Raw genomic sequence first — 25321 nt, 5'->3', positions numbered from 1 at the left:
ACAAAAAAATGAATGCCGGACCCGTGAACTTAAATCGGGTTCGGCATTTTTTTCTACAATCAAATCAGGGTTTTTCATTCTCAAGTAAAAATTCAGCCTCGCCTTTTACCATTTCTATGTAATGGCTCTTTTTAAACGGCTTAGTATACTTTCGGATTCCTTTAAGACTCCCTTTTGTTACTGTTTTCTTATTAGCTACATCCACGATAACCGTTAAATATGCCTTTTCAGCATGTTTCACTACTCCGGTTACTTGACCTTTTTCCATGTCAACTGTATATTCAGGTACAATTTTTAAAGGAGCAAATGATGTCCAGCCACCATTTTTAGGTTTTATTCTAAACAGCCTGTACAACAAACTAGTAAGAAGTTTTTTCAATCTGTACATCTGTTACCACCCTCACTGATCAGCAAATTGGAATGTCTCCGCTACTATTGTGCCCTTTGCATAAAAACTGACTTGAATAGGGCTGCTTATTATCTCCTCAACAATAGCTTTGAATGATTTTTTAAAACTCGATCCTCATTTTCCCATAAAAATCATAAAGAAGCAGTCCGATTCCATTGGTAATGGAGGACTGCTATCGTTTAATAATTATTTTTAATGCATCAGGTAATTTAAAATCCCTTACACAATCCTGCGCCCGCTTTTACCAAGGGCATAATAGATGCCATGCTGAAGAGTTTGCATGCATTCGTATTTTTTCAAACCGGTCAGTGTCTGGGAGATCGTAATGGCCAATTCTGCAGAGATACCGACCAGGATGACTTCCACGCCAAGGAGGCGGGCAGCTGATCCCAGCTTATCAATTAATTCTGCTGTGTATATAGAAATGTCTTTATTTAATCCTGTTAAGTCGAGAAGCACGTATCTTGCCTGATGATTCGGCAGGTTGTTCAAGGTGTTCTGAATGAGGTCCTCCGCCCTGTCCTCATCGTACCTGCCAATCAGTGGAACCACGACAATGCCATCAAGTACTGGTATGAGCGGGGAAGACAGCTCTTTTACCAGTTTTTGAAGTGCTCTCGTTTTTTCTTCTACTAGCGCTTCTAGCTGGGCGATTTCTTCGGCCTCTTTTTTCCTTGCCAGGTTACGGATATTTTGCTGTATATCAATCTCGGAAGGGAAATATTTCACAATTGTATATTCATTATTTTCACTTTGATGCTGGACAATTTTATACCAAAATTTCGTTCCAAATAGACCGGTAAATACACCAGCATAGTGTGCAGGCACAAATATTCCATCTTTGTGCAGTTCACTCAGGTTATTCATTTTATATTCCCAGTCATCCTTGATATATAAAGTAAATATATCATTTTCCTGATCTATCTCATTAACTTTCACATATCCCCAACCTGCAGGAACATATGTATTTGACAGCCAATCGACAACATTGGAGGTATCAATATTTTTCATTTCCTTGAACCCTTCCCCCACTATGATTCCCTGACGGTAACCTGTAGTCTCAAGCACGAGGTGTGTTGCTTCTTCACCTGAGATTTCATTAATGGTGTCAAAAAAGGTTTTCATGGCAGACACCCAGAAAAAAACGACGTCCCCTCCCTCAAACAATACCTTTCCGGTCGTCAGATCCCACTTCAAATCCACACCGCCAACAACAAGACTCTTTTGCATCTCCATTTCATTCACCCACTAGTAATAGATTATGTAAAAAGGAAAATTGAGATTTATTATCAGTATATTTTCGACTTTACCTCTTTCAATTCCTGCCAAATTTGTCATTTTTCGTACTGCTAAGTCGATAGGATACCTTTAAGGAGCGATAATCGTGTGCATAGGGGTGTAGTTTTGACCGATAAGTACCCTTATGAAGTACTAATCGATTGCATAAGGGCACCTTTCTGGCCGTTTGGTATCCTTATGAAGATCGACTCGTGCACATAAGGCTATCAATTTACACGAAAAGACGGCAATCGAACAAAACGCAGCTTAGATTGCTTGTGATTGGGTAAATTAAAGATAAAATCAAAATAGATTAGACACCCTTTTACCAAAGTTAGGTAAACAGCATAATTCCAGCCATATTTTAAGAGATTACTGATGTTGAGCGAGAGATTAACCATCAATGATGAGAAATTATCACCTATCTTTACTCAATTAACATCCTTTAGTAAGAGAATAATTTTTCCAGTAATTAAAGTGAGGTGTAAATTGTGAGGACTACGCAAAAGGATCGTTTGCTGGTCGGAAGTTCGATTGTATCAGGTGTGATGAGTACCATAATTTTAGGTTTGACCATTTACCATAATGCCAAAGTGCAGAATAAGCTGGATGAAATCAGGAAGGATTAGTGATTATGTCACAATCCTTCTCTTTTTTTTAGCTCTTTCTGCTTTCTTAAGCAAAAGTAAAAACCGGCTCCTGGATTTTTACGGGCCATTCAGAAGTCATCTCGAAAAGATATCCGACCATGTACTAAAAGCCATCAATCAATACGAAAACAGCTTTTTTTACAATAAAAACTATCATGATTCCTTCGACTCCCAACTCATGCATGAAAATAAATCTTCTATGTCCATAATGTAGAGGACACAAACGGTTTATAGGACGTGGCTTTTTATGGTGGCTAAGACCCTGTAATAAAAACTGTTTGAGTGGATTTGGTGATCAACCCTTTGTTGGCTCATTCCCTTTGGGAAGGATGACCACGTACAGAAAAATGCCTATTTTCAAATCCACTCGCTGTTTGTGATTTAACACGCGGAGGATTGGTATTATGGATGTATTTATTGAACGTTGTGCTGGTCTTGACGTTCATTCGGAGACAATCGTTGCCTGTGTTCTGACGGGCAAACAGGACGAAGATTTGATTAGGGTAACTGAAACCTTTCCAACCTTGACGAAAGATCTCTTCCGTCTCTTAAAATGGCTGGAAGACCATGGGGTTACCCATATTGCGATGGAAAGCACGGGAGTATATTGGAAGCCTGTGTTTAATATCCTTGAAGACTTTTTTGATATTACTCTTGCGAATGCCCAAAGGATTAAGAACGTCCCTGGAAGAAAAACAGATGTTTCCGATGCCGAGTGGATTGCCAAATTATTGCGACACGGACTCATCGAAAAGAGTTTCGTGCCTCCCTCCGATATCCGGGAGCTACGGGACCTTACACGCCTTCGAAAAAAGTGGATAGGTCATTTAACTTCCGAGAAGAACCGGATTCAGAAGGTTCTGGAGTGCTCAAATGTAAAGCTGAGTTCTGTTATTTCCGATGTCTTTGGGGTTTCAGGGAGAAAGCTGCTTGAGAGACTGGTGGAACAGGGATACGTAGATGGCGATGATGTCGAAAGCCGGATACACGGAAAGATGTCATCTAAAAAACAATTAATTACTGACTCGCTCTTCGGCACAATCAATGACCATCAAAGATTTCTAATCAAACAGTCTTGGCTTCATATTCAACAGCTGGAGGGACATATTGTAGAGGTGGAAAAAAGAATTGACCAGCTTCTAGAGGAATTTAAAGAAGAACTTCATTTACTCCTGACCATTCCTGGAATAAAGAAAGATACAGCAGCCATCATTATTGCCGAGATTGGAGTGGATATGAACCAATTCCCCACCTCTCAACACTTAGCTTCGTGGGCAGGTGTATCTCCTGGCAATCATGAAAGTGCAGGGAAACGCAAGAGTACTCGGACAACAAAAGGAAATCCGCACATTAAATCAGCCATGTGTGAAGCAGCCTGGGCCGTTTCAAGAAGTCGAAATAGGTGGTTAGCTACGAAATATTGGTCTACTGCCGCTCGAAGAGGAAAGAAAAAAGCACTCGTTGCGACATCGCATCGAATGCTTCGAATCATCTACTCCATGCTTATAAACAAGGAGCCATTTAAAGAAAGACAAGTTATTTAGTATAACCAAAACCAAATAGAAGTATACACGGTTACCCTCCTACCGGTAGCCCTGCTTTCTTATTGGCTTTTTTAGGTTATTTTAATGATTGCCGAATATGATCAAGATTATTCGAAGAAGACAGAATTAATTATTTTCACAGAAAAAAGCATGAGATGGAATCCCATGCTTACTCAAGACCCTGTTACCTGGCCGCCGTTCACGTGAAGGGTTTGCCCTGTTACGAAACGTGAATCGTCTGATGCCAGGTAAACAAAGGTTGGGGCAATTTCAAATGGCTGGCCTTGCCGGTCCATTGGATTTCCGGCCAAAGCTACCTGGTCTGCCGAAAAGCTCGATGGGATGAGCGGTGTCCAGAACCTTCCGGGAGCAACAGCATTAACTCTAATTCCCTTATTTACAAGGTTATTGGCTAACGCTCTTGTAAAACCTACATTTGCAGCTTTTGTTGCAGAATAGTCGATCAGCTGGTCATGCCCATAATAAGCAACGACTGAAGCCGTGTTGATGATGGAGCTTCCGGCCTTTAAATGCGGTAGCGCTGCTCGTGTAGTGTAAAAATGCGAATAGATATTTACCTTAAAGGTGTCATCGAACTGTTCATCTGTAATATCAAGCAGGCTCATCTGCTGAAATTGGATTCCAACATGATTGCAGAGAATGTCCAACTGATTGAACGTCTCGACTGTTTTTTCAACAATTTCATTACATTGATTTTTATCCCGCAAATCACCCGGCAAAAGCAAACAGCGCTGCCCGATTTCTTCGATTCTTATTTTCGTCCGATTAGCATCTTCATGTTCATCAAGGTAGGCAATCGCCACATCTGCGCCCTCTTTTGCAAAAGCAATCGCGACAGCCGCCCCCATTCCGCTGTCGCCACCAGTAATCAGCGCGACCTTTCCCTTTAATTTCCCACTGCCTTTGTAATGGGGATTTTCAACAATCGGCCTGGGAATCATTTGGCTCTCCACACCTGGCTGCCGCAGCTGCCTTTGCTCTGGTACCGTAAGGGCAACTTCCTCATATTTTGTAATCTTGCCGTAATTCGGATGCATCGGGTACGTTTGCTTCTCTTTATTCGGCATGGTCAACCTCCTGAATTCTACATTCTGAATCAGGATATGTTGGGCATAAGCCTATCGTGCCTGGCAACGCTGGTGTCAAACTGGCTGTGCATGAATAAAGTAATGTGAAGCAATGCAGAGGAGGAGATTCATTTGCAAAACCTGCAATATAGTCCGGAGGTCAAACTATTATTAGTGAATCAATCCGATGAGAAGGTGAAAGTACTTTATAATGACAATAGCAAAAGGTTCGAGATGCCGAAAATTGGAGCGCGGCCGCCTTACTACGCCTACCCGCGCTATGAGCAGTATTACCCGATTATTTAATGGAGCAGGCTATCTTCTTTGAGAAATTGCATAAAATGAAAAAGCTGCACAGAGACATAACTCTATGCAGCCTTATTTATATTAGTAAGGACCGGTTTCGTGGCTTTTCTTCACAGCATCTTTTGCTGCTTCATTGGCAGCTAATGAACCCTGTCCACCCTGGCCATATTTAGAGTTACCAGATTCACGGCCTGGAACATTGTCTTCCTTAGACATTGCTTCAAGTTCCTTCACGCGCTTTTCGATTCCTTCCTTCACGCGGCGGCCATAGTCTTCATCCGCTTGTGTGAAGTGTTCGATCATTGCATCCTGAATCTTTTTGTTGCATGCAGCTAGGGCGTCTGAGAGGTTTTTGATCAACTCGTCACGCTCCCAGTCCTCAAAGCTGCGATATGTGTGACCAGCTTGGCCGTAGTTATTCGGACGGTCGATCGGCGCGCTCATCACCACTGCATTATAGGATGGCTGATGTGGCGGATGCCCTTCATTACCCGTTTCCTCAAAGCCTCCCAACATCGATGGCTCATAATTGATATGTGGATTGTCACCTGACTCTTTCGGGTCACGTACATCCATCTGGCCGCGATGCTGGTTTGTGCGCACGGGCGCTTTTGGTGCATTGACCGGAAGTTTCAGGTAATTAGCGCCGATTCGGTAGCGCTGTGTATCAGAGTATGAGAAAGTACGTCCTTGCAGCATTTTATCATCCGAGAAGTCCATCCCATCAACAAGCACACCTGTCCCAAAGGCAGCCTGCTCAATTTCTGAATGAAAATCAACTGGATTGCGGTCAAGAACCATACGTCCTACCGGCAGCCATGGGAACTGATCCTCCGGCCATAATTTTGTATCATCGAGCGGATCAAAATCAAGTTCCGGGTGGTAATCATCCTCCATGATCTGGACAAAAAGCTCCCATTCTGGATAGTCTCCACGCTCAATCGCTTCATAAAGATCCTGGGTTGCATGGCCGACATTTTTCGCCTGGATTTCATTGGCTTCTTCCTGAGTCAGGTTTCGGATCCCTTGTTTAGGCTCCCAGTGATACTTGACCAGGACTGCCTCTCCTTTTTCATTCACCCATTTATAAGTATTAACACCAGAACCCTGCATGTGACGGTATGTAGCTGGAATACCCCATGGCGAGAACAGGAAAGTGATCATATGTGTTGCCTCAGGTGTTCTTGAGACGAAGTCAAACATGCGCTCTGGATTTGGCACATTTGAAGACGGATCGGCTTTGAACGCATGAATCATATCAGGAAACTTCATCGCATCGCGGATAAAGAAAATCTTCAGGTTATTGCCGACAAGATCCCAGTTGCCATCTTCGGTATACATTTTAACCGCAAATCCACGCGGATCACGTGCCGTTTCCGGGGAATCCTTCGCCCCAGCAACTGTCGAGAAACGGACCATTAGCGGTGTTTTTTTTCCCGCACCGGAAAACACTTTTGCACGAGTATATTTTTCAACGGGTTCGTCTCCTACTTTTCCGTAGGTTTCAAAATAACCGAACGCACCAGATCCACGTGCGTGTACGACACGCTCAGGTACTTCTTCGCGATCGAAGTGGGAAATTTTTTCGATAAAGTGATAATTCTCAAGAGTTGCTGGACCACGATTGCCAACAGTACGGATGTTTTGGTTATCTCTAACAGGATGTCCTTGGCGTGTCGTCAGCTTCTCACGCTTCATGTCATCTCCGTTTGAAGTATTCTTATCCTTATTTTCAGCCAAAATGATATACCTCCTTAAATTCGTCACCCTTATCGCATCTCCGCTTGGGAAATTTATACAGGCGCATTTTTTTGTAAACTTCAATTTATGAAAAATATAAATTGACGTTATAGGGATAGAGATTTGGGAACTTTCCCATTTAACGGCTTTAGTATGTGCAATTATGTATGAATCATAAGCCTTTTTTATCATTTAAAGGATATAACTGCAATATTTCCCATTACATTTAGTCAATACCCTTTAACCTGCTGACTAAACGGCTATTTTTAACTTTTAGAAATTAAAAAAGGAAACCTAGGGATTTCAGGTTTCCTGGGTATGGATTATATTTGATTCAGCCAGCCAGTCCCACTGCGTGTTCATTCTATTTCACTGGTTTCAAGAATCCAGTCCCACGCTTCCTCAACCTGGTTTTCACTAAAGTATTTAACCCTTAGTCCCGGCAAATAATTTGCAAGGGATGCTAGATTTCCTACGAGGTCATTCTCACTTATGACAGCGAATTTATTAAACTGGTTCCATCTCTTCATATCAACTTTTAAACCGTTGATCATTCCCGGAATGCTAGTGCCTTCAATCTCCTTGATAAAAGCAAGCACATTAAACCTCTCATTTTCTTTAAAATGGGCCTTCACATGCTCATCCAGTCTCTCAGCATCTTCCTTGGCAGCCTTCCCTTCAAAAGAAAGCGCCACTGTAGACGGATCCCTGCTCTTAAGAATTTCCAGCATCATTCATCCCTCCACTATTAAATTTAATTACTAGTTCCCCGGAAAGAATGATTTGAAACTTTTCGAACCTTGGATCCAAAAGAAGATTCCCATACAGGGCCACTCGCCCTTCATGCCTCCGGTGAGGGACGCTTTTTCTTTTTGTCCGTCCATTTCTGTCCGTCATGACCACGATGACGGACACTTCTTCTTTTTCCCAATCCATTTCTGTCCGTCATTACTCCGATGACGGACACTTTTTCTCTTTATCCGTCCATTTCTGTCCGTCATAGCCACGATGACGGACACTTTTTCTCTTTATCCGTCCATTTCTGTCCGTCATAGCCACGATGACGGACACTTTTTCTTTTCGTCCATCCATTTCTGTCCATCATGACTCTGATGACGGACACTTTTTCTCTTTTCCTCCCCATTTTTGTCCATCATAGCCACGATGACGGACACTTTTTCTCTATGTGCGTCCATTTCTGTCCGTCATAGCCCGTGCAATAAAAAATAGGATACCCCTTAACAAGAAAACGCGTTGATTCATCAAGAATCAACGCGACTGAATTACTCACCAATAATCTTCATTTTTTTAAACGGATAATAAACAAACTTTGTTGTCCCAACTATACTATCAATCGGGACGGCTCCAATATGCCGGCTGTCTCTGCTATCTCTTCTGTTATCGCCCAATACAAAAATATGGCCCTCTGGAACTACATCGCTCCCAACTGGTGTTTCGCTAAGTGTGAATGAACCAGTCAGTGGTCCATGAGCGACCTGCTTTTTGTTTTCCTCCAAATAGGGCTCATCATACGGTTTCCCATTTATATAGAGTACATCATCCTTGTATTCAACCCGGTCACCAGGAAGCCCGATGACCCGCTTGATATAATCCTTGTCCTCGGTTGCATGGAAAACGACGATATCAAATCGTTTCGGTTCACCTATTTTCGTAACGAACATCCTCTCCTGGCTATGTAAGGTTGGTTCCATGGAGGCACCTTTAACTTCAATTGGAGTCATTAAAAAGGCTCGAACAACAAAAGCCAATACTATTGCGATAAGTAATGCCTTTACCCATTCCCAGATTTCATTCCGCTCTTTTACCATATTACGCATCCTTTCCTACTGTCTCTATGGGATTTTATTCCACATTAGTCATTGGAATTCCTTCCTCTTTAATAAATTTTCGCAGACACCTGAAAAAACAAAAAAAGAGGCGTAAGCCCCTTTTTGGTTAAGATCATTTTTTTACATACTGCATTAGTGTATCCGGGTCAAAACCTAGAACCCAGTTGCCATTCACCTTTGTTTGCGGTACACCCATCTGGCCAGTTTCTTCAACCAGTTTTTGTGCAGCAGCTTGATCGTATTGTACATTAACTTCTTTGTAGTTTAATCCTTGACCCTCAAGGAATTGTTTCATCATTGTGCAGTAAGGTCAAGTGTTTGTAGTGTAAACTGTAATATCGTTCATCTTGCATGCCTCCTTGTTTATTTTCAAATACCCTATAATGTATTATCCCAAAAATGCTAAATTTATGCAAAAGAAAAGCATCGGGATACCTATGTTTTTCCCTATTTTTCAAAAAAAAAACAGGATGGGAGGTATTCAGCTATGATAGAGACAGGACTATAATCAAAGCTGCTAGTCCGATGATGAAATATGAGGAAAATGATCTTTTTTCTCTTAAGCGCTGGAAACCAAGGGCAATTAAATTGAACGCTATTAAAATATGTACCAGCTTAAACATCCACTGATATGTTTCGCTAACTGTTGCAATTAACGCGCAGTTAATGATATCTCCTAGGTTAGAAAAGAATTAGAGCTGGTAAAAAAACAAAATGAAGAAATACTAGAGCTGTTATCAAATCAAAAATAGGTAATTTACTGCCTTGGAGCGAACAGCATGACCGAAACTCCTATTATACAAATCCCTGCACCGAGCCAATCGTAAAGATCCGGAGTTTTCTTATCAATGCCCCAGCCCCAAATGACAGACAAAACAATGAATACACCTCCGTAAGCTGCGTACACTCTGCCGAATGACGGAAAGGATTGAAACGTTGCAATCACCCCGTATATGGCAAGTGCCAGTCCCCCTCCTATTCCCCAATAAAGCGGTTTTCCTTCCCTTAGCCAGAGCCAGACCAAATATCCTCCGCCAATTTCAGCAATCCCTGCCAAAATGAATAATATTATCGCGCCTAAAATAAAAAACACTTCCTAAATTGGTATGTAACAGCATTATATCGTAATTTTGTGATCAAGATTTAAAACACAATCTAGCTGCATGACAGTTTTATAGCGATTTTCCCGTTTTTATAGCGACTTTCTCTTTTTTATAGCGAATTGGTAATTTTCAAGTATTTTTTCCAGATTTACTCATGATAAAATAAAGAAAAAGAAACGTCAGGTGGTAAATTTCATGTTGAATTGGCAATATGTCAGAAGTGTCAGCCTCAAAAGGGAGGAAGTGCCCTCCTTTCAGGAATATCCGTTCAATCTCCCGAGTTTCAAAGCATTGGACGAGCTGATTCTCCACCCCAAGGTCACCTATCTGATTGGTGAGAATGGGATGGGTAAATCGACATTACTTGAAGCAATTGCAGTTGGACTCGGTTTTAATCCTGAAGGCGGGTCATATAATTTCAATTTTTCCACCTATGACTCCCATTCGGATCTGGGGGATTATTTACGGATTGTAAAAGGAGTAGAAAGGCCGCAGGATGGATTTTTCCTCCGTGCCGAGAGCTTTTATAATGTGGCATCAAATATAGAGGAGTTGGATCGTGAGGGATTCGGCCCAAAGGTTATTGATTCATTTGGCGGAGAATCTTTACACGAGCAGTCACACGGTGAAGCCTTCTTCTCAACCTTTCTTCACCGTTTCCGCGGGAATGGCATTTATATTTTGGATGAACCTGAAGCTGCTCTCTCTCCGTTACGGCAAATGTCGATGCTCACACGTATTCACGATCTAATCAATAAAAACTCCCAGCTGATCATCGCCACACATTCTCCAATCATCATGGCCTATCCGGATGCAGCGATTTATGAATTCAGCGACGAAGGCATTTTTAAAAGGCAGCTAGAAGAAACGAATCATTATCGCATCATGAAACAATTTTTCGAAAATACACCTAGGATGATTCATCATTTATTGGAGGATTAATCAGCCTCAGTAACCAGAGCTGAAAATATAGCCGAACTTTCGAGAACGGATCTGCTGCTTCCATTTGGTGACAAAAAGAGCCCGCGGAATTGCTAGCCAAGAGCAACTTTGGAAGCACACCCAAAGGGCAAGCACAAAAACTGAGTATATTACTTTACCGATAAAATACTAATACTTCTTAATCGCCTGAGTTGTACCGGATTACTCAGGGATATTACTTTTTCACAATCATAACTTGTAAAAATTTGCATACTCTGTGATAGACTATTTTTATAGAAAACACCACGAGACTAATAGAAATATATTAAAGGGGGAGTATGCGTGCTTAGCAGTGGTTTGATCCTGGAGGGCGGCGGCATGAGAGGTGTCTACACCGCCGGGGTGCTGGAGTATTTTTTAGAGAAAGAATTGTTTTTCCCATATGTGATCGGGGTTTCTGCCGGTGCATGCCAGGGGTCATCCTATGTAGCCAGACAGCCCGGGCGGAACAAGCAGGTTACGATTGATTATGTTACGCATCAAGATTATATTTCGTATCGAAACTTATTCTTTAAAAAAGAATTGTTCGGGATGGATTTCATTTTTGATAAACTCCCTAATGAGCTGGTTCCTTTTGATTTCGAAACATTTAACAGTGCAGCCGAAAAATTCCTTGTCGGCACTACCGACTGCATCACCGGCGAACCAGTTTACTTTGACAAAAATGATGTTTCTGAAGATTTCCTGAAAATCATTCGGGCTTCAAGCACACTGCCATTCATGGCTCCGGCAATCGAATTTCAGGGGAGGACGCTGATGGATGGCGGTATTTCAGATCCTATCCCCATCAGGAAAGCAATGGCTGACGGTGTTCAAAAGAACGTCATTGTATTAACGAAGCCAAAAGGATACCGCAAGAAAAAATCATCCTTCGCCTGGCTGCCGCGATATGTGTATAAGGATTTCAAAGGGCTGCACAAGGCTCTGGAAATACGCTATAAAATGTACAACGAAACACTGGATTACATAGAAGAGCTTGAGGCCAGGAATGAAATCATCGTGATCAGGCCTTCGCAGGATCTCAAGGTGGGACGAGTTGAACGCAATCCAGAAAAACTTACCCGCCTATATGAAGTTGGATATCAAGATGCGAAGGAAGGTTTTCAGCAATTGAAAAACTGGCTGGTAGAGAAATGATGGCGTTAGACGATGCACTTGAAGTTTTAGCGAGCAGCCTTAAAGGAGACCCAAGAGTTCAAGCTATTTTTGTAAAAGGATCTGTCGGGCGTGGTGAGCAAGACAAATTTTCTGATTTAGATTTGTATTGCCTTGTTGATCCAAAAGACTTGGATGATTTTCTGCAGAGTCGGATCCGCCATCTTGAATCATACGGAAAATTGCTTTTTCACGACGACATTTTCATCGTTGCACCGCAAATCCTTGCCGTATATGAAGATATGCTTCATGTGGATTTGTTTACTGTGACAGAGAAGACATTTATTGAAAAAGACTATTTCAAAATCATCCATGACCCGCACCATCGATTGGAAAAATACAAGGCATCGCAGAGCCTCAGGTTATCTCCTGGGGAGTACCAGGATGCTGTAGATGACATTGCCTGGTTTCTCTATCAATATAAAAAATCCTCGGCACGAGGGAATGATTTATGGTCCGTTAACCTGCTCAATCAGGTTATGGCGCATCTAGCCAGAGTCCTGCTGCACAGATACAAACCAGAAAGGGCTCAATTAGGTATAAAAACAGTGAAAACCTCACTCCCTGATGCCGTCATTAAAAAGGTGCTTGAAATCCAAGAAAATATCACTCCGCAAAAACATCATAGCGCTGCAGCTTATCTTCGTGACTTTTTGGATGGTGAAGAAGACTGGATTTTTAGAGAAATGCCTAACCCTGAGAAAATCAAACCATTATGGGACAAGGTAACCTCGAATTAGCTTGTTATTGATCGGAGCCTTCCATGGCAGTCTGGAAAGGTTCCTGATCCCCCTCCTTGAACTTTCTAACTGCAACTTGCAGGATAAGCCCTCCCATAAATATTTGCAATTAACCAAACCTTGTTTGTGTCCTAAATTCACAATTCTCCATTAGGATAAACATCTTGCTTCAAATATGCTTCAATTTGAGTTGCTTCCCCAGGTTCACCAGTGAATGAAATAGGATTATCAGGTAAAAATGATAATAAGAACTTCGCTCGGGGGAACTAATGGACAATTATACTAACGACAACACAGCAAGAAGGTACACCGCCCATGTCAGCACACTGGGAACCACCCAGATTCATCTTAGAAACCCTTATATCATCGCCTGGTGGAGTGCTGCATTTCCAGGGTTTGGCCATCTGTTGTTATCGAAGTATTTGCGGGGTTTTGTTTTATTCATCTGGGAAGTCGTCGTAAACATAAAAGCTAATGTTAATTTAGCAATGATTTATTCCTTTCAAGGCGAGATTGATATGGCCAAGGACATATTAGATACAAGGTGGTTATTAATATATATCCCGGTTTATATATTCGGAATCTGGGATAGTTATCGGACAACCGTAGATTTAAATAAAATATACTTAATGGCAGAACGTGAGGAGCACAGATTTAACTCCTTCAGTATAGGCGCGTTGGAAATTAATTATTTGGATAAAAGAAATCCTGTCATGGCTATAATTTGGTCCCTATTTGTACCAGGCTTAGGTCAACTTTATATTCACCGAATCGTGACTGCTTTTTTTGTCATCATTTGGTGCGTTGTCTTTTTTTATTACTCCCGCGCTCTGGAAGGTATTTCACTCTTATTTTTAGGCGAAATAGCAAAGGCAACTTCGGTCGTTAATCCTGAGTGGCTCTTATTCTTCCCTTCTCTATATGGATTTGCAGTTTTTGACGCTTATATCAATACTGTTGAAAATAACAAGTTATACGAAAAAGAGCAGCGTGCCTATTTTCAGGAGAAGTACCAATCTCCTTTGTTTCGTGTGCTGAAAGGTATAAAGGTGGACTAACAAATGCAGCTATTTTCAACTTTTCAACATACTGTGCATACAGAAATGGCTATTGCCACTCTTGAAAAAAAGGGAATTAAAAAGGAGGATATTTTTGTAGTCCCCCTTGATAATCGTATGGAGGAGCGCATAGTTTTTGATAATATCAATCGATCAGATGGAACATCACTAATCGATATTGGGGCAGCGCTGGCTACTGTATTTTCAGTCATCGGCGCCAGTATCGGGTTCAAGCTGGCGTGGGGTCCTATTTATTGGGGGTTGATCGGTGCAGCTATCGGAGCACTGATTGGATTTGCCATTCGCCTATTCACTGAAATAATCATTAAAAAGAAACGAAGATTGTTAAAAGGGTTTCAATCCGAATTGATTGTTATTGTCGATTGTAAGGATTCTCAAGCCGAGATGGTTGAGAATATATTATTTAGCCACTATGCATTAGGAGTTGCAAAAGTGAAATAAGACGAAAATAGCAACTTAAAAAGGAAGCCCTTAAGCTTCCTTCTTTTTACAAACGTAACCCTATAAACTTCAATTCAGTCATCTCTTCCATCGCATACTTGACGCCTTCCCTGCCAAGTCCGCTCAATTTCACTCCTCCATACGGATAATTATCTTGGCGGAATACGGACGAATCATTGATCCAGACGCCTCCCATCTCGAGATTGTCTGCGACTCGATAAGCCCGGCTGATGTCTTTTGTGAATACACCCGCCTGTAGTCCATAAATCGAGTCATTTGTATTTTCAACCGCTTCTTCTTCGGTCTTAAACGGCATCACGGTCACAATCGGCGCGAAAGCTTCCTCTTTGACGACCTTCATGTCCTTGTTGACGTTGGTGATGATCGTCGGGTACATGATCGTACCCTTCCTTTCTCCGCCAGTTTCGATTGTTGCTCCTTCATTCCTGGCTTCTTCAACCCACTCCTGGATTTTTTTCGCGGCATTATCATCGATCATCGGACCAAAGTCCGTTTCTTCTTCCAATGGATCGCCGATTTTCAGGTTATTCGTTGCCTCTTTGTATTTCTTTAGGAACTCATCATATACACCTTGCTGGACATAAATTCTTTGGGCCGATACACAAACCTGGCCTGAGTAACCAAACGCTGCATTGACAAGGCGTTCGACCGCATCATCTATATCGGCATCTTCAAAAACGATGTTTGGTGAATTGGAACCAAGCTCCATTGTGACCTTTTTAAAGCCCGCTGTATCGCGGATGATTTTTCCGACTGTCAGGCTGCCTGTAAAGGTGATTTTCGGAACATCCTTGTGAGGAACGAGTGTGGACCCTGCCACCTTACCGGTACTAAGCACAAGATTCAACACCCCGTCAGGCAGACCTGCCTCTTGAAAAAGCTTCGCAAGCATATAAGCTGAAACAGGCGTTTTTTCTGCCGGCTTAAAAATGACCGTATTGCCTGCAGCAATTGCCGGGGCAATCTTATGCAGCGAAAGATTAAGCGGGAAATTGAAAGGAGTGATCGCACCGATTACACCCATCGGCTCCCGTTTAACCATGCCCATACGGTTCTCTCCGCGAAGACCCGCATCCATGGGCAAGACATCTCCCTCCATATGCTTGGACAGTTCGCTTGAAAATCGGATAACTTGAATCGAGCGTTTGATTTCCGCACGGCTGTGCTTGATTGGCTTACCAGCTTCCATGGCGATAATTTCAGCAAACTCTTCCTGCTTTTCCTCCAGCAGATCGGATGCCCTGCGAAGAATATCTGACCGTTCATGGACGGGCATAGTTTTCATTGTTTTATGGAAGGTCTGGAGACTGTTCTCGATTGCTTCCTCCATCTCCTTTTCACCAGCCAGTTGCATCTCTGCAACCAACTCGCCGCTGTATGGATTCCTTACCTCCATCGTTTCTCCGCTGCTATCAATACTTTCAGCGCCGTTGATGATCGAAGCAATTTTCATGACATCCCCTCCGGTTTCTAGCATAAGATTTCACCTAATTTCTCGGTGAGTTTCATATTTTCGCTATAGTCCACAGGACAATCGATCAAAACTGGCTTCTTCATCTCGACCGCTTTCTTGATGGCATCCTTCAGTTCTCCGCCTTCTTCTATCCCAATCGCTTCGAAACCGTATGATTTTGCCAGCTGGAGGAAATCCGGGTTGCCGAATTTGACATTCGAAGTTCTGTTGAATTCCCTGCGCTGATGCCATTCAATAAGGCCATAGCCGTCATCTCTCCATAAAAGGATGATGATTGGCAGATTCAATCTTTTTGCTGTTTCAAGTTCCGCACTTGACATCTGGAAGGCACCGTCACCAACGACGGCGACAACATTCCGTTCCGGATGGACCATTTTTGCAGTGATGGCGGCCGGGACGGCTATTCCCATAGATGCAAGACCATTTGAGATCAGGCAAGTATTCGGTTCAAATGTATGGTACATTCTCGCCATCCACATTTTATGGGCACCGACATCCGAAATGACAATATCTTCTTCATTCATGACGGACCTCAGATCCGAGATGATTTTCTGCGGTTTAACAGGGAAACCAGTATCATCCGAATAGGACTGAAATTCATCAAGCGTTTTCTCCCTTACATGGGAAACCCACTTGTTATCCCTTTCTTTGGGTGAAATTACTTTTTCCAATTGCTTGAGATTTTCATTGATGTCACCAATCACACTATGTTTTACAGGATAATTTTCATCTGTTTCGGCCTCTATTGTATCGATGTGTAAAATAGGTCTTTGGCCGTCAGGGTTCCAGTTTATCGGCGGATATTCAGCCATGTCAAAGCCTATCGCGATAATCAAGTCCGCCTGATCAAATCCACATGTTATATAGTCTTTGCCGCTAATGCCAGCCGTCAGCAAACTTAGATCATTTTTCCAGGAAATCGCTCCTTTACCCATGAAGGTGTGAACGACGGGAAGATCTGCTTTTTCCGCAAAAGTTCTCAGACTTTCTTCCGCTTGTCCCCTTTCAACACCCATTCCCGCAAGGATCAGTGGATGCTCTGCCTGTTCAATTAGTGTTGCAGCATCCTTGATGACCCGCTCTCCTGCTTCCATGGTTGTCGGTTCACTGATGTTCAGAGGATTCCCTTCAACCTCCATTGCTGCAATGTCCTCTGGCAAATCGATATGGGTGGCTCCGGGCTTTTCGCCCTGGGCAACATCAAATGCTTTCCGGACAACCTCAGGTATGATTTCCGCTTTTTTCACTTGTGTATTCCATTTCGTCACCGGTTCAAAAACCGAAACCAGGTCATAATACTGGTGGGAAATTTTATGCTGGCGGTCCAACCCTGCCTGTCCTGTAATCGCAACGATTGGACTGTGATCCATATTTGAATTGGCCACCCCTGTTAAAAGATTAGTGGCTCCTGGTCCAAGAGTCGCGAGGCAGACACCCGGCTTCCCCGTTAATCTTCCATAGGTCCCAGCCATAAAAGCGGCATTCGTTTCATGCCTCGTAACAACGAATTCAATACTTGAATCGAGAAGAGCGTCCATGATATCAAGGTTTTCCTCACCGGGAACACCGAATATATATTCCACACCCTCACGTTCCAAACATTTGATCATTAACTCTGCTGCGTTCATATCAACACTCCTTTACATGGGATCATCCTTATTAGTGACTATTCCACACAGGAGTGCAGTTAAACTTTCAGGAGATTCTGGAGCATTGAAACAAAAAAAGTGCGGCAACCCATTACGGGTTACACGCACTTCTGCTTCATTCATTATAAAGAGTTCTCTTCACCCTTAGTTTTTTTCGCTGGAGCAAACCAACCTAGAAGGGCTATTGCTATTAACACACCATAGAAGATGGTTGTCCAAAGTGTGCTATGAGGGAAATCATGATGTAAAACCGCAATGTCTTCATGCGCAAGGGTGATAACTGCTAGCTTAACACCGACCCATGCTACAATTGCGTACGCAGTTGTTTCCAATGCTGGTCGCTGATCAAGCAACTTAACGAACCAGGTAGCTGCGTATTTGATTAAAATCAGACCTGCGATTCCGCCAAGAAGAACCACTATGAATTTTCCACCGTCCATGCCGCCAAAATCTGGCAGCGGTGAATCTGGTAGACCAAGGGCAAGCGCAACTGCTGCAAGAATAGAATCAATCGCAAAAGCAAGGTCTGCTAAACCGATTTTACCTACAGTCGGCCAGAAGCCCATTCCTCTTGCTTCCTTCTCTTCTTCCTCGCGGATATTTTCATTTTCCTTACCAAACTTAGCCTGGATAACATGCTTCAATCCAAGATACAGAAGGTAAGCAGCACCGATAGCCTGTACCTGCCATACGTTTGCAATGAATGAAATAGCAAATAATGCCCCAAACCTGAAAACAAACGCCATCATAATCCCATAATTGATTGCTTTTCTTTTTTGATTATCAGGTAAATGTTTCGCAATGATAGCCAGTACAAGTGCATTATCAGCCGACAGCAAACCTTCAAGACCGATCAATATCAATAATGCCCAGGCATATTCAAGCCAAATTCCTTCCATCAACCTCTCTCCTTCCTCTTACACAACACTTATGTAGATGTCTCATTAACAATAGAATTACCCATTAAGCCTTGCAAAATTCCACACGATTATTGCTTAATTTCCTGAGCGTCATTCTATGTCTTCCTTATTTCCCTATATCCATATACCTTTTTAAAGCTATAGATAAACTTACCAAAAGAATTACGGTTGAGACTATAATACTCTATATTTTTTCAAGAAAATATTCAACATTTTTGTTTTTTTCAGAAACAAAAAATAAACAGACAGCTTGTCCGTTTGGATCATTTCCCCCCTACATGGCAATAAATTCAGAATACCGGAATCCTTCTGCGTTAACCTTTTTTTCTTTGTTCTTTCTGCTCCCTTAGAGCCAAGTTTATGGCCATCAGCAATAATATTAATTGCGAAGCAAAAAATATCAGGGAATACATCGAATTTAACGCTAAAGCAATCGCCACGGATGAGGTTGATAAGAAGATTAGCTCAACAATCGCTCTCCTTTGCGCATTGGCCCTGGTTTTCATGATGAAAATGGTCAGGGAAACAATGGCTGTAAAGGCAAGAGCAGAGATCGTAAGCTGCATAGGTATCCCTCCCTTTTGGCCAGCTTTTTCACACTTTCCAATTATACCACTTTTTTCCGAGAGTGAAATAAAAAAACTGCCAAACCTGGCAGCTTGATTAATCCATATGACTACCCTGTCTTATCAATCGTCTTTAATTTATTTCTAGACAGCTTCTCTGCGTTTGGTGCCAAAACTGTCTTAAGTTGACCTTTCTTTTGACAGCTTTTCTGCATTTGCACCCAAACCTGTCTTAAGTTGCTCTTTCTTTTGACAGCTTTTCAGCTTTAGGCACCAAACCTGTCTTAAGTTGCTCTTTCTTTTGACAGTTTTTCAGCATTTGCACCAAAACCTGTCTTAAGTTGCTCTTTCTTTTGACAGCTTTTCTGTATTTGCACCCAAACCTGTCTTAAGTTGCTCTTTCTTTTGACAGATTTTCTGCTTTAGGCAACAAACCTGTCTTAAGTTGACCTTTCTTTTGACAGCTTTTCTGCTTTAGTCACCAAACCTGTCTTAAGTTAGGCTTTCTTTTGACAGCTTTTCAGCATTTGCACCCAAACCTGTCTTAAGTTGCTCTTTCTTTTGACAGTTTTTCTGCTTTAGGCACCAAACCTGTCTTAAGTTGCTCTTTCTTTTGACAGTTTTTCTGCTTTAGGCATCAAACTTGTCTTAAGTTAGGCTTTCTTTTGACAGCTTTTCAGCATTTGCACCCAAAGCTGTCACAATACCTCTGTTTTCTTGACAGCTTTCCTTTGAAAACACCCTAAATTGTCCGAAGTTACCCGCTTATCCTAAATGAATCTCAATGCTACAAAGAAACAGCCACTTTTGGCAGCTGTTATCACTTCGACTAATATTCGTCCTGATGGGTTTTATAAGCTTCCCTATTTTTCAGTTTTGTTACCCTGTAGTCGTGGGCTTTTGAGGCGGATTGGGAACGGTGAATATTGTGTTTCCTTTCCTTCTTCCAGTCTTGGTCGTCTTCATCGAATTCATGGAGTAAATGGGCTGACCGCATTTCTTTTCTGGCAGTGATCACACGTTTTGATGGACGTCTTTTACCTGACTGACCTCTTGGATCCATCTCTGCACCCCCTGATTACGACTGTTCCTTCCCTATTATTTTACCATGTTCGTAATTGTCCTATTATTGAACATCAGAGAAATTTTTTCAAAATGAGAATAGGGCTTCATAAGAAATTTCTATAAGTTTTTCCTAAAAAACCCTTTTAATTAGTGTAAATTTACACTATATTGTATATATAGTAAATAAAAGGGGGATGACCAGTGAAAAAGAAGGCTGTAGTGGGAACCATTGCAATTGTTGCTTTATTGTTGATGTCGAGTATCACCTATCTATTATTGGGTGATCGAGATGCTTACAAATATCATACAGGGCTTGGGAGCGGGCTGGCTATCTCAAAGGATGATCAGCACATTGCCTTTTCCTATTTCAATAACGGCAGTTCTGCGATTTATACAGCCAGGCAAGATGGAACCGATGTAAAAAGAGTGAGCAATCCTGACCAGGTTTATCACTCTAATCCACAGTTTTCATCTGATGGCAGGAAGATTTTATATTTGTCACGCAATAAAGACCGTATTCAGTCCCTTTACACCGCCAATGTCGACGGAACCAACCCTAAGAAACTTTCAGACAACTCACAGCATATTTCTGGGGCTGTCTTTTCAGATGACAGTGAAACGATTTTCTTTTCAAGCATGCCTGCTGAAGAATCTCTCAAGTCAGAAGGGGAAACGAAGGAAGGTTTTGACCTATTTTCTGTAAAAATTGATGGCAGTGGAATGCAGCAGTTAACTGACCGGGACTTCTATACAATGGAAAGCCTAATCTTTTCTGCTGAGAAAAAAGAAATCATCTTTAAAGATTTTGATGATATAAATGCCTTTGACTTGGAAGACCAACGGGTGTATACGTCGGATTTACACGGTAAGATGCCTAATGATGTCTTCAATTTAACTCTATCGCCTGAAAGAAACGCGGTTGCTTACACGATGGTTGCAGGAGAATCAAAGGAAAATTCACTGTATGAATATGAATTGTTTTATCAGGATTTGCAAAATGGAGAAAAGAAAAGGCTCACCGACTTGAATACCTCTGTCGTTTCTCCGCAGTTTTTTAACGAGGAAAATGAAATTCTCTTCCTGGCATATATAAATTGGCCGGGAGAACCCGAGGAATACACATTGCGGACGGTGAACCTTGAAACTAAAAAGTTAGAAGAGCTTACACTCGATATGCCTGAGCTACAACCCAGCAACTTTGTCATGAAAGCCATTGATTACTCCGTTAATAGCTGGACGGTTGGCCTGTTATACACCGTGCTGTTCATGCTGATTACAGTTTACGTTTTCCCTGCGAGGGTGTTTTTGCCTTCATTCATCAGCCTTTCCATAGGAATGCTCACAATTGTGGCTAGCATTATTGTGGCTGCAACAGTGGATCCATGGGCAGGAATTGGGGTAGGAATGCTGGCAACCGGTGTACTAGCCTGTACGATTGTTCAATTCATCTTTGCCTTTGGCTTAAAGCTTTATAAAAAAGGGGCCAAATAAAATGCCAGAATCAGTTGGGATGATTTTGACGCTTTTAATGAATATCGCCCTGTTTAGTACGGCGAACTATTTTGCAGTGAAGCATTCAGCGAGAAATGTTAAAAGACGTATAATCGCCGGAGTGGTTTTTCTCCTATTTACACCAGTAATCTTTTTCAGCACTCTTTATCTCGGTTTTACATGGGACGAGACGGGCTGGGGTGCCGGAATCATGACTGTGATTTATACCGGGCTGTATCTATTGAATGGTTTGATCCTCTTGTTGTCTGCCATTCACATATATTTCAAGAAATGATTCCACGCTGTTCGGTTGTTATTCGCCGGACAGTTTTTCAGGCAAAAAATCAAAAAAGCTGCCAGTGGCAGCTTTTAATCAATCAACTCTTCTTATCTTTTTCGTCTTCTCCCATTTCCTTCTTGATGTCATCAGTGAGTCCACTCGTCGCATTCTTGAACTCTCTCATCGACTTGCCGACCGCTCGACCGATCTCCGGCAATTTGTTTGGCCCAAAGATGATCAGGGCAATCACGAGAATCAGGATTAATCCTGGAAATCCTATATTTGAAAACATTGTATCTCTCCTATTGAAAAAGTTACGTCTATTATATCGAATCATACTCGCAAATTAAACCCATAGCCTATTACGTATCAAATTCCCCGCTATGAAAACAATAAGGTTGATAATATTTTATAAGGGGTGTTTAAAAATGAAGACAAAATTAGTACAAGTAGCAGCATGCTTGTTTTTATTAATCTGTTTTTGCGGTACTGCCCATGCTCAAACTGAGGTGCCTGCTGACTTTGGTGCAAAGGGAGCTCTAAAGGATGACTCGATAACATTGGATGAAGCATTAGTTTATGCCATCCAGGACGAGTACCTTGCACAGGCCAGATACGATGCCGTGATTGGGAAATTCGGCAGCATCAGGCCATTCAGCAATATTAAGGCAGCAGAACAGCAGCATATCAGTGCCCTCGTTACTTTATTTCAGAAGTACGACAAACAGATTCCTGAAGACAATGCAAAACAATATGTTTCTGCCCCCGGTACTTTGAAGGAAGCATTTAATGAAGGAGTTCAAGCCGAAATCGACAATATAGCCATGTACGATAAGTTAAAAACCATCCCTTCCCTGCCTCAGGATGTTAAGATGGTTTTTACTCAATTAGGAAATGCTTCAAAAAACCACTTAAGAGCATTCCAGAGAGGTGCAGGCCGGAATTAAGATGGCATAAAAGAGAAAGAGACTGGGTAAAAACCAATCTCTTTCTCTTTTTACTAGAGGCATTACATATTCGGTGGCAACTTCCCTGGCGGAGGTGTTCCGTGCATATGAGTTGGTGCCGGAGCCAATTCCGGTATTTGTCCCATCGGTACAGGATTTTCAATATATTCGAATTGCGCTTTTCCATCTGGCGTGGCACCAGAAGCCCATTTTCCTTCAGCACTTTCCGTTCCTTTAGAGCAGTTCATGAAGGAGTAACTTACTTCCTGCTTTTCATACTGCTGGTTAAAGGTGCTTGGAACGACAAGCCCTTCTTTTTCCTCAAGCTCTGCAATCGCGGCGATCCACTGGAGCTGATGCATATGGTCTCTTGCAATCAGGAATGATAGCATGTCCCTCACACCCGGATCATCTGTCATTTCATATAGTCTTACCGCTTGAAGCCTGCCCTGTGACTCCGCATTCAAATTGGCACGGAAATCAGCAAGCAAATTGCCGCTTGCGATTGTATAACGTGCATTCCATGGATATCCCTGACTGTCATCCGGCTTCGCTCCAAGCCCTCCGACTATCGCATGCTGCGGATTCATGCCGCCCATTGCTGCGAGAATAATTGGATCCTTCGCTGCTGCTTCCTGTTCCTCAACTGGTGCACCATCTAGCAGCTGGGCAATCATCGTGGCAAGCATCTCAACATGCGCAATTTCCTCAGTACCGATATCCAGCAGCATATCCCGATACTTCTTTTCACCGCGGCAATTCCAGCCCTGAAAAAGGTACTGGATCATGACGCTCATTTCTCCATATTGTCCGCCAAGGATCTCCTGAAGCTTCTTTGCATATACAGGATCCGGCCTGTCCGGCTTGGCATTATACTGCAATTCTTTAACATGATAGAACATCTGCTAACCTCCAAACTTTTAACATACATGGTTAACATTTGTTATCAAGAACGAAAATATGTAGACATTAAAATGGACAGTACCATATTGGTACTGTCCTGGAAACTATGAAGCTTTCCTCTCGGATTCTTTTTCAAAACTTACTTTTTTGACAAATTCCAATTTAAAACCGAATAATGCAAAGATAATCGATAAAATCGGAACCGTGAAATTCAGTACCGCATACGGTGCGTATTCAAATGGATGTACAGACAGTGCTGAAATAATGAACACCGCGCAAGTATTCCACGGAACAAGCGGTGATGTCACCGTGCCGCCATCCTCAACGGCACGAGACAGGTTTTTCGAATGAAGCCCCTTGTCATCATACGCTTTTTTATACATTCGTCCTGGTAAAAGGATTGATAGGTACTGTTCTCCAGCTGCAACATTTGTTAAAAATGAGGTTGCAACCGTAGAGACAACCAAACTTCGAGCTGTCCGAGCCATCTTGAGGATTTTATCCACGATTGATTTTAGCATACCCGTCTGCTCCATAACTCCTGCAAATGCCATCGCTATAAGTGCAAGAGATACGGTATACATCATATCCTGAATTCCGCCTCGACTGAATAGCTCGTCGACAGAAGCATTCCCCGTTTCAATCGTAAAACCGTTTTGAAGTGTATTCACCGCATCAGCTACTGCGCCACCTTGTACGGTAAACTGTGTAATCCATCCTAAAAACACTCCAACAATTAGGGCTGGAAGTGCTGGCACCTTAAAGGCAACCATTAAAATGACCGCCGCTGGAACTAAAAGCAGCCAAGGTGATACCACGAAATTTGTTTGAATCACATTCATGATTTCTAGAATCTCCTGATTATCTACTCCTGCATTGCTAAAGTCTCTTCCAAGATACCAGTAGACACCCAGGGCAATCAAAAATGCAGGAACTGTCGTATAAATCATATGGCGAATATGCGCGAACAGATCTGTTCCCGTAATCCCTGCCGCCAGATTTGTCGTATCAGATAGTGGTGACATTTTATCTCCAAAATAAGAGCCAGAAATAATCGCCCCTGCTACCATAGGTGCCGGGATTCCCATGCTCATACCGATTCCCATACCAGCAACACCAATCGTACCCATTGTAGACCATGAACTCCCTATAGCCAGGGTGATCAATGCCGTAATGATACTGATGGATACAAGGAACATGGACGGACTCATGATTTTCAAGCCATAGTATACCATTGTTGCGACAATTCCTCCGCCAATCCAAGAACCGATAATCATCCCAACTGTGATGATAATAAGAATTGCCGGCAAAGCCATTTTAATGCCTTTATATATACCTTCTTCGATAAAATCCCACTTAAAGCCTGCAAACCAGGCAACTAGACCTGCCACAACCGTTCCAATTATCAACGGAATATGCGGGTCTCCTTCAAACTTTACAATCGTTATTGCCATTGAAACTACCATAACCAACAAAGGGATAACGGCAAGTCCGAATAGCACTTTCCTTTCAATGCTTTTCCCCATTTGTGTTCCTCCTTGCTGTCTCGATAACTGTCTTTACCCTTAAATCAAGGCAGTTAGACAAGCAAGAATTTGGAAACTCAGAAAATGAAAGAAGGAATTCATATAATCTTTATCT

At 42.3% G+C, this 25321-nt stretch carries 29 protein-coding genes; 11 read left to right on the top strand and 18 right to left on the bottom strand.

Annotated elements, in window-relative coordinates:
- Positions 1-64: 64 nt before the first annotated feature.
- Both FOF60_RS10345 and FOF60_RS10340 read right to left on the bottom strand, forming a co-directional pair.
- The gene (locus tag FOF60_RS10345; RefSeq protein WP_192473790.1) at positions 65-388 is read right to left on the bottom strand and encodes a hypothetical protein; all 324 of its coding nucleotides are present in this window, start codon (positions 386-388) and stop codon (positions 65-67) included.
- Positions 389-628: 240 nt separating this feature from the next.
- On the bottom strand, positions 629-1645 hold the full coding sequence (locus tag FOF60_RS10340; RefSeq protein WP_192473791.1) for an STAS domain-containing protein: 1017 nt from the start codon (positions 1643-1645) through the stop codon (positions 629-631).
- Positions 1646-2178: 533 nt separating this feature from the next.
- Between FOF60_RS10340 and FOF60_RS10335 the strand changes: the two genes are divergently transcribed.
- Positions 2179-2316, top strand: coding sequence for a hypothetical protein (locus tag FOF60_RS10335; RefSeq protein ID WP_192473792.1), 138 nt, complete (start codon positions 2179-2181; stop codon positions 2314-2316).
- 425 nt (positions 2317-2741) lie between these two features.
- A complete protein-coding gene (locus FOF60_RS10330) occupies positions 2742-3881 on the top strand; it encodes an IS110 family RNA-guided transposase (protein ID WP_192473840.1) in 1140 nt (379 codons plus the stop codon).
- Between the two features lie 173 nt (positions 3882-4054).
- On the opposite strand, the gene FOF60_RS10325 is transcribed toward FOF60_RS10330, so the two are convergent.
- Entirely contained in the window at positions 4055-4969 is a 915-nt protein-coding gene (locus tag FOF60_RS10325; RefSeq protein WP_192471404.1) for an SDR family oxidoreductase, read from the bottom strand.
- Between the two features lie 132 nt (positions 4970-5101).
- On the opposite strand from FOF60_RS10325, the gene FOF60_RS10320 reads away from it, so the two are divergent.
- Positions 5102-5275: a hypothetical protein gene (locus tag FOF60_RS10320; RefSeq protein ID WP_192471403.1), complete on the top strand. Its 174-nt coding sequence runs from the start codon at positions 5102-5104 to the stop codon at positions 5273-5275.
- 81 nt (positions 5276-5356) lie between these two features.
- On the opposite strand, the gene FOF60_RS10315 is transcribed toward FOF60_RS10320, so the two are convergent.
- The 7 genes from FOF60_RS10315 to FOF60_RS10285 all read right to left on the bottom strand — a co-directional run bounded on the left by FOF60_RS10315 (position 5357) and on the right by FOF60_RS10285 (position 9949).
- Positions 5357-7015 carry a catalase gene (locus tag FOF60_RS10315; protein ID WP_192471402.1) on the bottom strand — a complete coding sequence of 553 codons (1659 nt, stop codon included), beginning with the start codon at positions 7013-7015 and terminating at the stop codon, positions 5357-5359.
- A gap of 359 nt (positions 7016-7374) precedes the next feature.
- Positions 7375-7749, bottom strand: coding sequence for a SpoIIAA family protein (locus FOF60_RS10310; protein WP_225650052.1), 375 nt, complete (start codon positions 7747-7749; stop codon positions 7375-7377).
- Positions 7730-7951: a hypothetical protein gene (locus tag FOF60_RS10305; protein ID WP_192471401.1), complete on the bottom strand. Its 222-nt coding sequence runs from the start codon at positions 7949-7951 to the stop codon at positions 7730-7732. Before FOF60_RS10305 ends, FOF60_RS10310 begins: the two co-directional genes overlap by 20 nt.
- A gap of 12 nt (positions 7952-7963) precedes the next feature.
- Positions 7964-8107, bottom strand: a complete 144-nt coding sequence (locus tag FOF60_RS10300) for a hypothetical protein (protein ID WP_192471400.1) — start codon at positions 8105-8107, stop codon at positions 7964-7966.
- Positions 8108-8298: 191 nt separating this feature from the next.
- Entirely contained in the window at positions 8299-8844 is a 546-nt protein-coding gene (lepB, locus tag FOF60_RS10295; protein WP_192471399.1) for a signal peptidase I, read from the bottom strand.
- A gap of 133 nt (positions 8845-8977) precedes the next feature.
- The gene (locus FOF60_RS10290) at positions 8978-9211 is read right to left on the bottom strand and encodes a glutaredoxin family protein (RefSeq protein ID WP_192471398.1); all 234 of its coding nucleotides are present in this window, start codon (positions 9209-9211) and stop codon (positions 8978-8980) included.
- Positions 9212-9622: 411 nt separating this feature from the next.
- Positions 9623-9949, bottom strand: coding sequence for a YnfA family protein (locus FOF60_RS10285; RefSeq protein ID WP_192471417.1), 327 nt, complete (start codon positions 9947-9949; stop codon positions 9623-9625).
- Between the two features lie 214 nt (positions 9950-10163).
- On the opposite strand from FOF60_RS10285, the gene FOF60_RS10280 reads away from it, so the two are divergent.
- The 5 genes from FOF60_RS10280 (at position 10164) to FOF60_RS10260 (ending at position 14364) form a co-directional block, all read left to right on the top strand.
- Complete coding sequence (locus FOF60_RS10280) at positions 10164-10910, top strand: AAA family ATPase (protein WP_192471397.1); 747 nt, start codon at positions 10164-10166, stop codon at positions 10908-10910.
- Positions 10911-11231: 321 nt separating this feature from the next.
- Entirely contained in the window at positions 11232-12086 is an 855-nt protein-coding gene (locus FOF60_RS10275) for a patatin-like phospholipase family protein (RefSeq protein ID WP_192471396.1), read from the top strand.
- The gene (locus FOF60_RS10270; protein ID WP_192471395.1) at positions 12083-12844 is read left to right on the top strand and encodes a nucleotidyltransferase domain-containing protein; all 762 of its coding nucleotides are present in this window, start codon (positions 12083-12085) and stop codon (positions 12842-12844) included. Before FOF60_RS10275 ends, FOF60_RS10270 begins: the two co-directional genes overlap by 4 nt.
- 269 nt (positions 12845-13113) lie before the next feature.
- Positions 13114-13902, top strand: coding sequence for a hypothetical protein (locus FOF60_RS10265; protein ID WP_192471394.1), 789 nt, complete (start codon positions 13114-13116; stop codon positions 13900-13902).
- Positions 13903-13905: 3 nt separating this feature from the next.
- Entirely contained in the window at positions 13906-14364 is a 459-nt protein-coding gene (locus FOF60_RS10260) for a hypothetical protein (protein ID WP_192471393.1), read from the top strand.
- A 46-nt stretch (positions 14365-14410) separates the two neighbouring features.
- Here FOF60_RS10260 and FOF60_RS10255 read toward each other — a convergent pair whose 3' ends face one another.
- The 5 genes from FOF60_RS10255 to FOF60_RS10235 all read right to left on the bottom strand — a co-directional run bounded on the left by FOF60_RS10255 (position 14411) and on the right by FOF60_RS10235 (position 20057).
- Positions 14411-15862, bottom strand: a complete 1452-nt coding sequence (locus FOF60_RS10255; protein WP_225650049.1) for an aldehyde dehydrogenase family protein — start codon at positions 15860-15862, stop codon at positions 14411-14413.
- Positions 15856-17487 (bottom strand): acetolactate synthase large subunit, encoded by a 1632-nt coding sequence (locus FOF60_RS10250; RefSeq protein ID WP_192471392.1) that lies wholly within the window; start codon positions 17485-17487, stop codon positions 15856-15858. The genes FOF60_RS10255 and FOF60_RS10250 overlap by 7 nt, the downstream gene beginning before the upstream one ends.
- Before the next feature lie 143 nt (positions 17488-17630).
- Entirely contained in the window at positions 17631-18407 is a 777-nt protein-coding gene (locus tag FOF60_RS10245) for a TerC family protein (RefSeq protein WP_192471391.1), read from the bottom strand.
- A gap of 335 nt (positions 18408-18742) precedes the next feature.
- Positions 18743-18994, bottom strand: a complete 252-nt coding sequence (locus FOF60_RS10240; protein ID WP_192471390.1) for a hypothetical protein — start codon at positions 18992-18994, stop codon at positions 18743-18745.
- An 829-nt stretch (positions 18995-19823) separates the two neighbouring features.
- A complete protein-coding gene (locus FOF60_RS10235) occupies positions 19824-20057 on the bottom strand; it encodes a hypothetical protein (protein ID WP_192471389.1) in 234 nt (77 codons plus the stop codon).
- Between the two features lie 203 nt (positions 20058-20260).
- Here FOF60_RS10235 and FOF60_RS10230 point away from each other — a divergent pair, with 203 nt between their 5' ends.
- Together FOF60_RS10230 and FOF60_RS10225 are read left to right on the top strand one after the other, a co-directional pair.
- Positions 20261-21550 carry a TolB family protein gene (locus FOF60_RS10230; RefSeq protein ID WP_192471388.1) on the top strand — a complete coding sequence of 430 codons (1290 nt, stop codon included), beginning with the start codon at positions 20261-20263 and terminating at the stop codon, positions 21548-21550.
- A gap of 1 nt (position 21551) precedes the next feature.
- Positions 21552-21845 (top strand): hypothetical protein, encoded by a 294-nt coding sequence (locus FOF60_RS10225; protein ID WP_192471387.1) that lies wholly within the window; start codon positions 21552-21554, stop codon positions 21843-21845.
- An 82-nt stretch (positions 21846-21927) separates the two neighbouring features.
- Here the strand turns inward: FOF60_RS10225 and tatA are convergent, their stop codons facing one another.
- Entirely contained in the window at positions 21928-22122 is a 195-nt protein-coding gene (tatA, locus tag FOF60_RS10220) for a twin-arginine translocase TatA/TatE family subunit (protein WP_192471386.1), read from the bottom strand.
- A gap of 136 nt (positions 22123-22258) precedes the next feature.
- On the opposite strand from tatA, the gene FOF60_RS10215 reads away from it, so the two are divergent.
- Entirely contained in the window at positions 22259-22777 is a 519-nt protein-coding gene (locus FOF60_RS10215) for a ferritin-like domain-containing protein (RefSeq protein ID WP_192471385.1), read from the top strand.
- A 62-nt stretch (positions 22778-22839) separates the two neighbouring features.
- Here the strand turns inward: FOF60_RS10215 and FOF60_RS10210 are convergent, their stop codons facing one another.
- Both FOF60_RS10210 and nhaC read right to left on the bottom strand, forming a co-directional pair.
- Positions 22840-23679: a manganese catalase gene (locus tag FOF60_RS10210; protein ID WP_192471384.1), complete on the bottom strand. Its 840-nt coding sequence runs from the start codon at positions 23677-23679 to the stop codon at positions 22840-22842.
- Between the two features lie 105 nt (positions 23680-23784).
- A complete protein-coding gene (gene nhaC, locus FOF60_RS10205) occupies positions 23785-25194 on the bottom strand; it encodes a Na+/H+ antiporter NhaC (RefSeq protein WP_192471415.1) in 1410 nt (469 codons plus the stop codon).
- Positions 25195-25321 lie beyond the last annotated feature (127 nt).

The sequence above is a fragment of the Mesobacillus jeotgali genome, assembly GCF_014856545.2.
Lineage (GTDB): Bacteria > Bacillota > Bacilli > Bacillales > Cytobacillaceae > Mesobacillus.
This window is presented reverse-complemented; position numbering and strand designations above follow the sequence as displayed.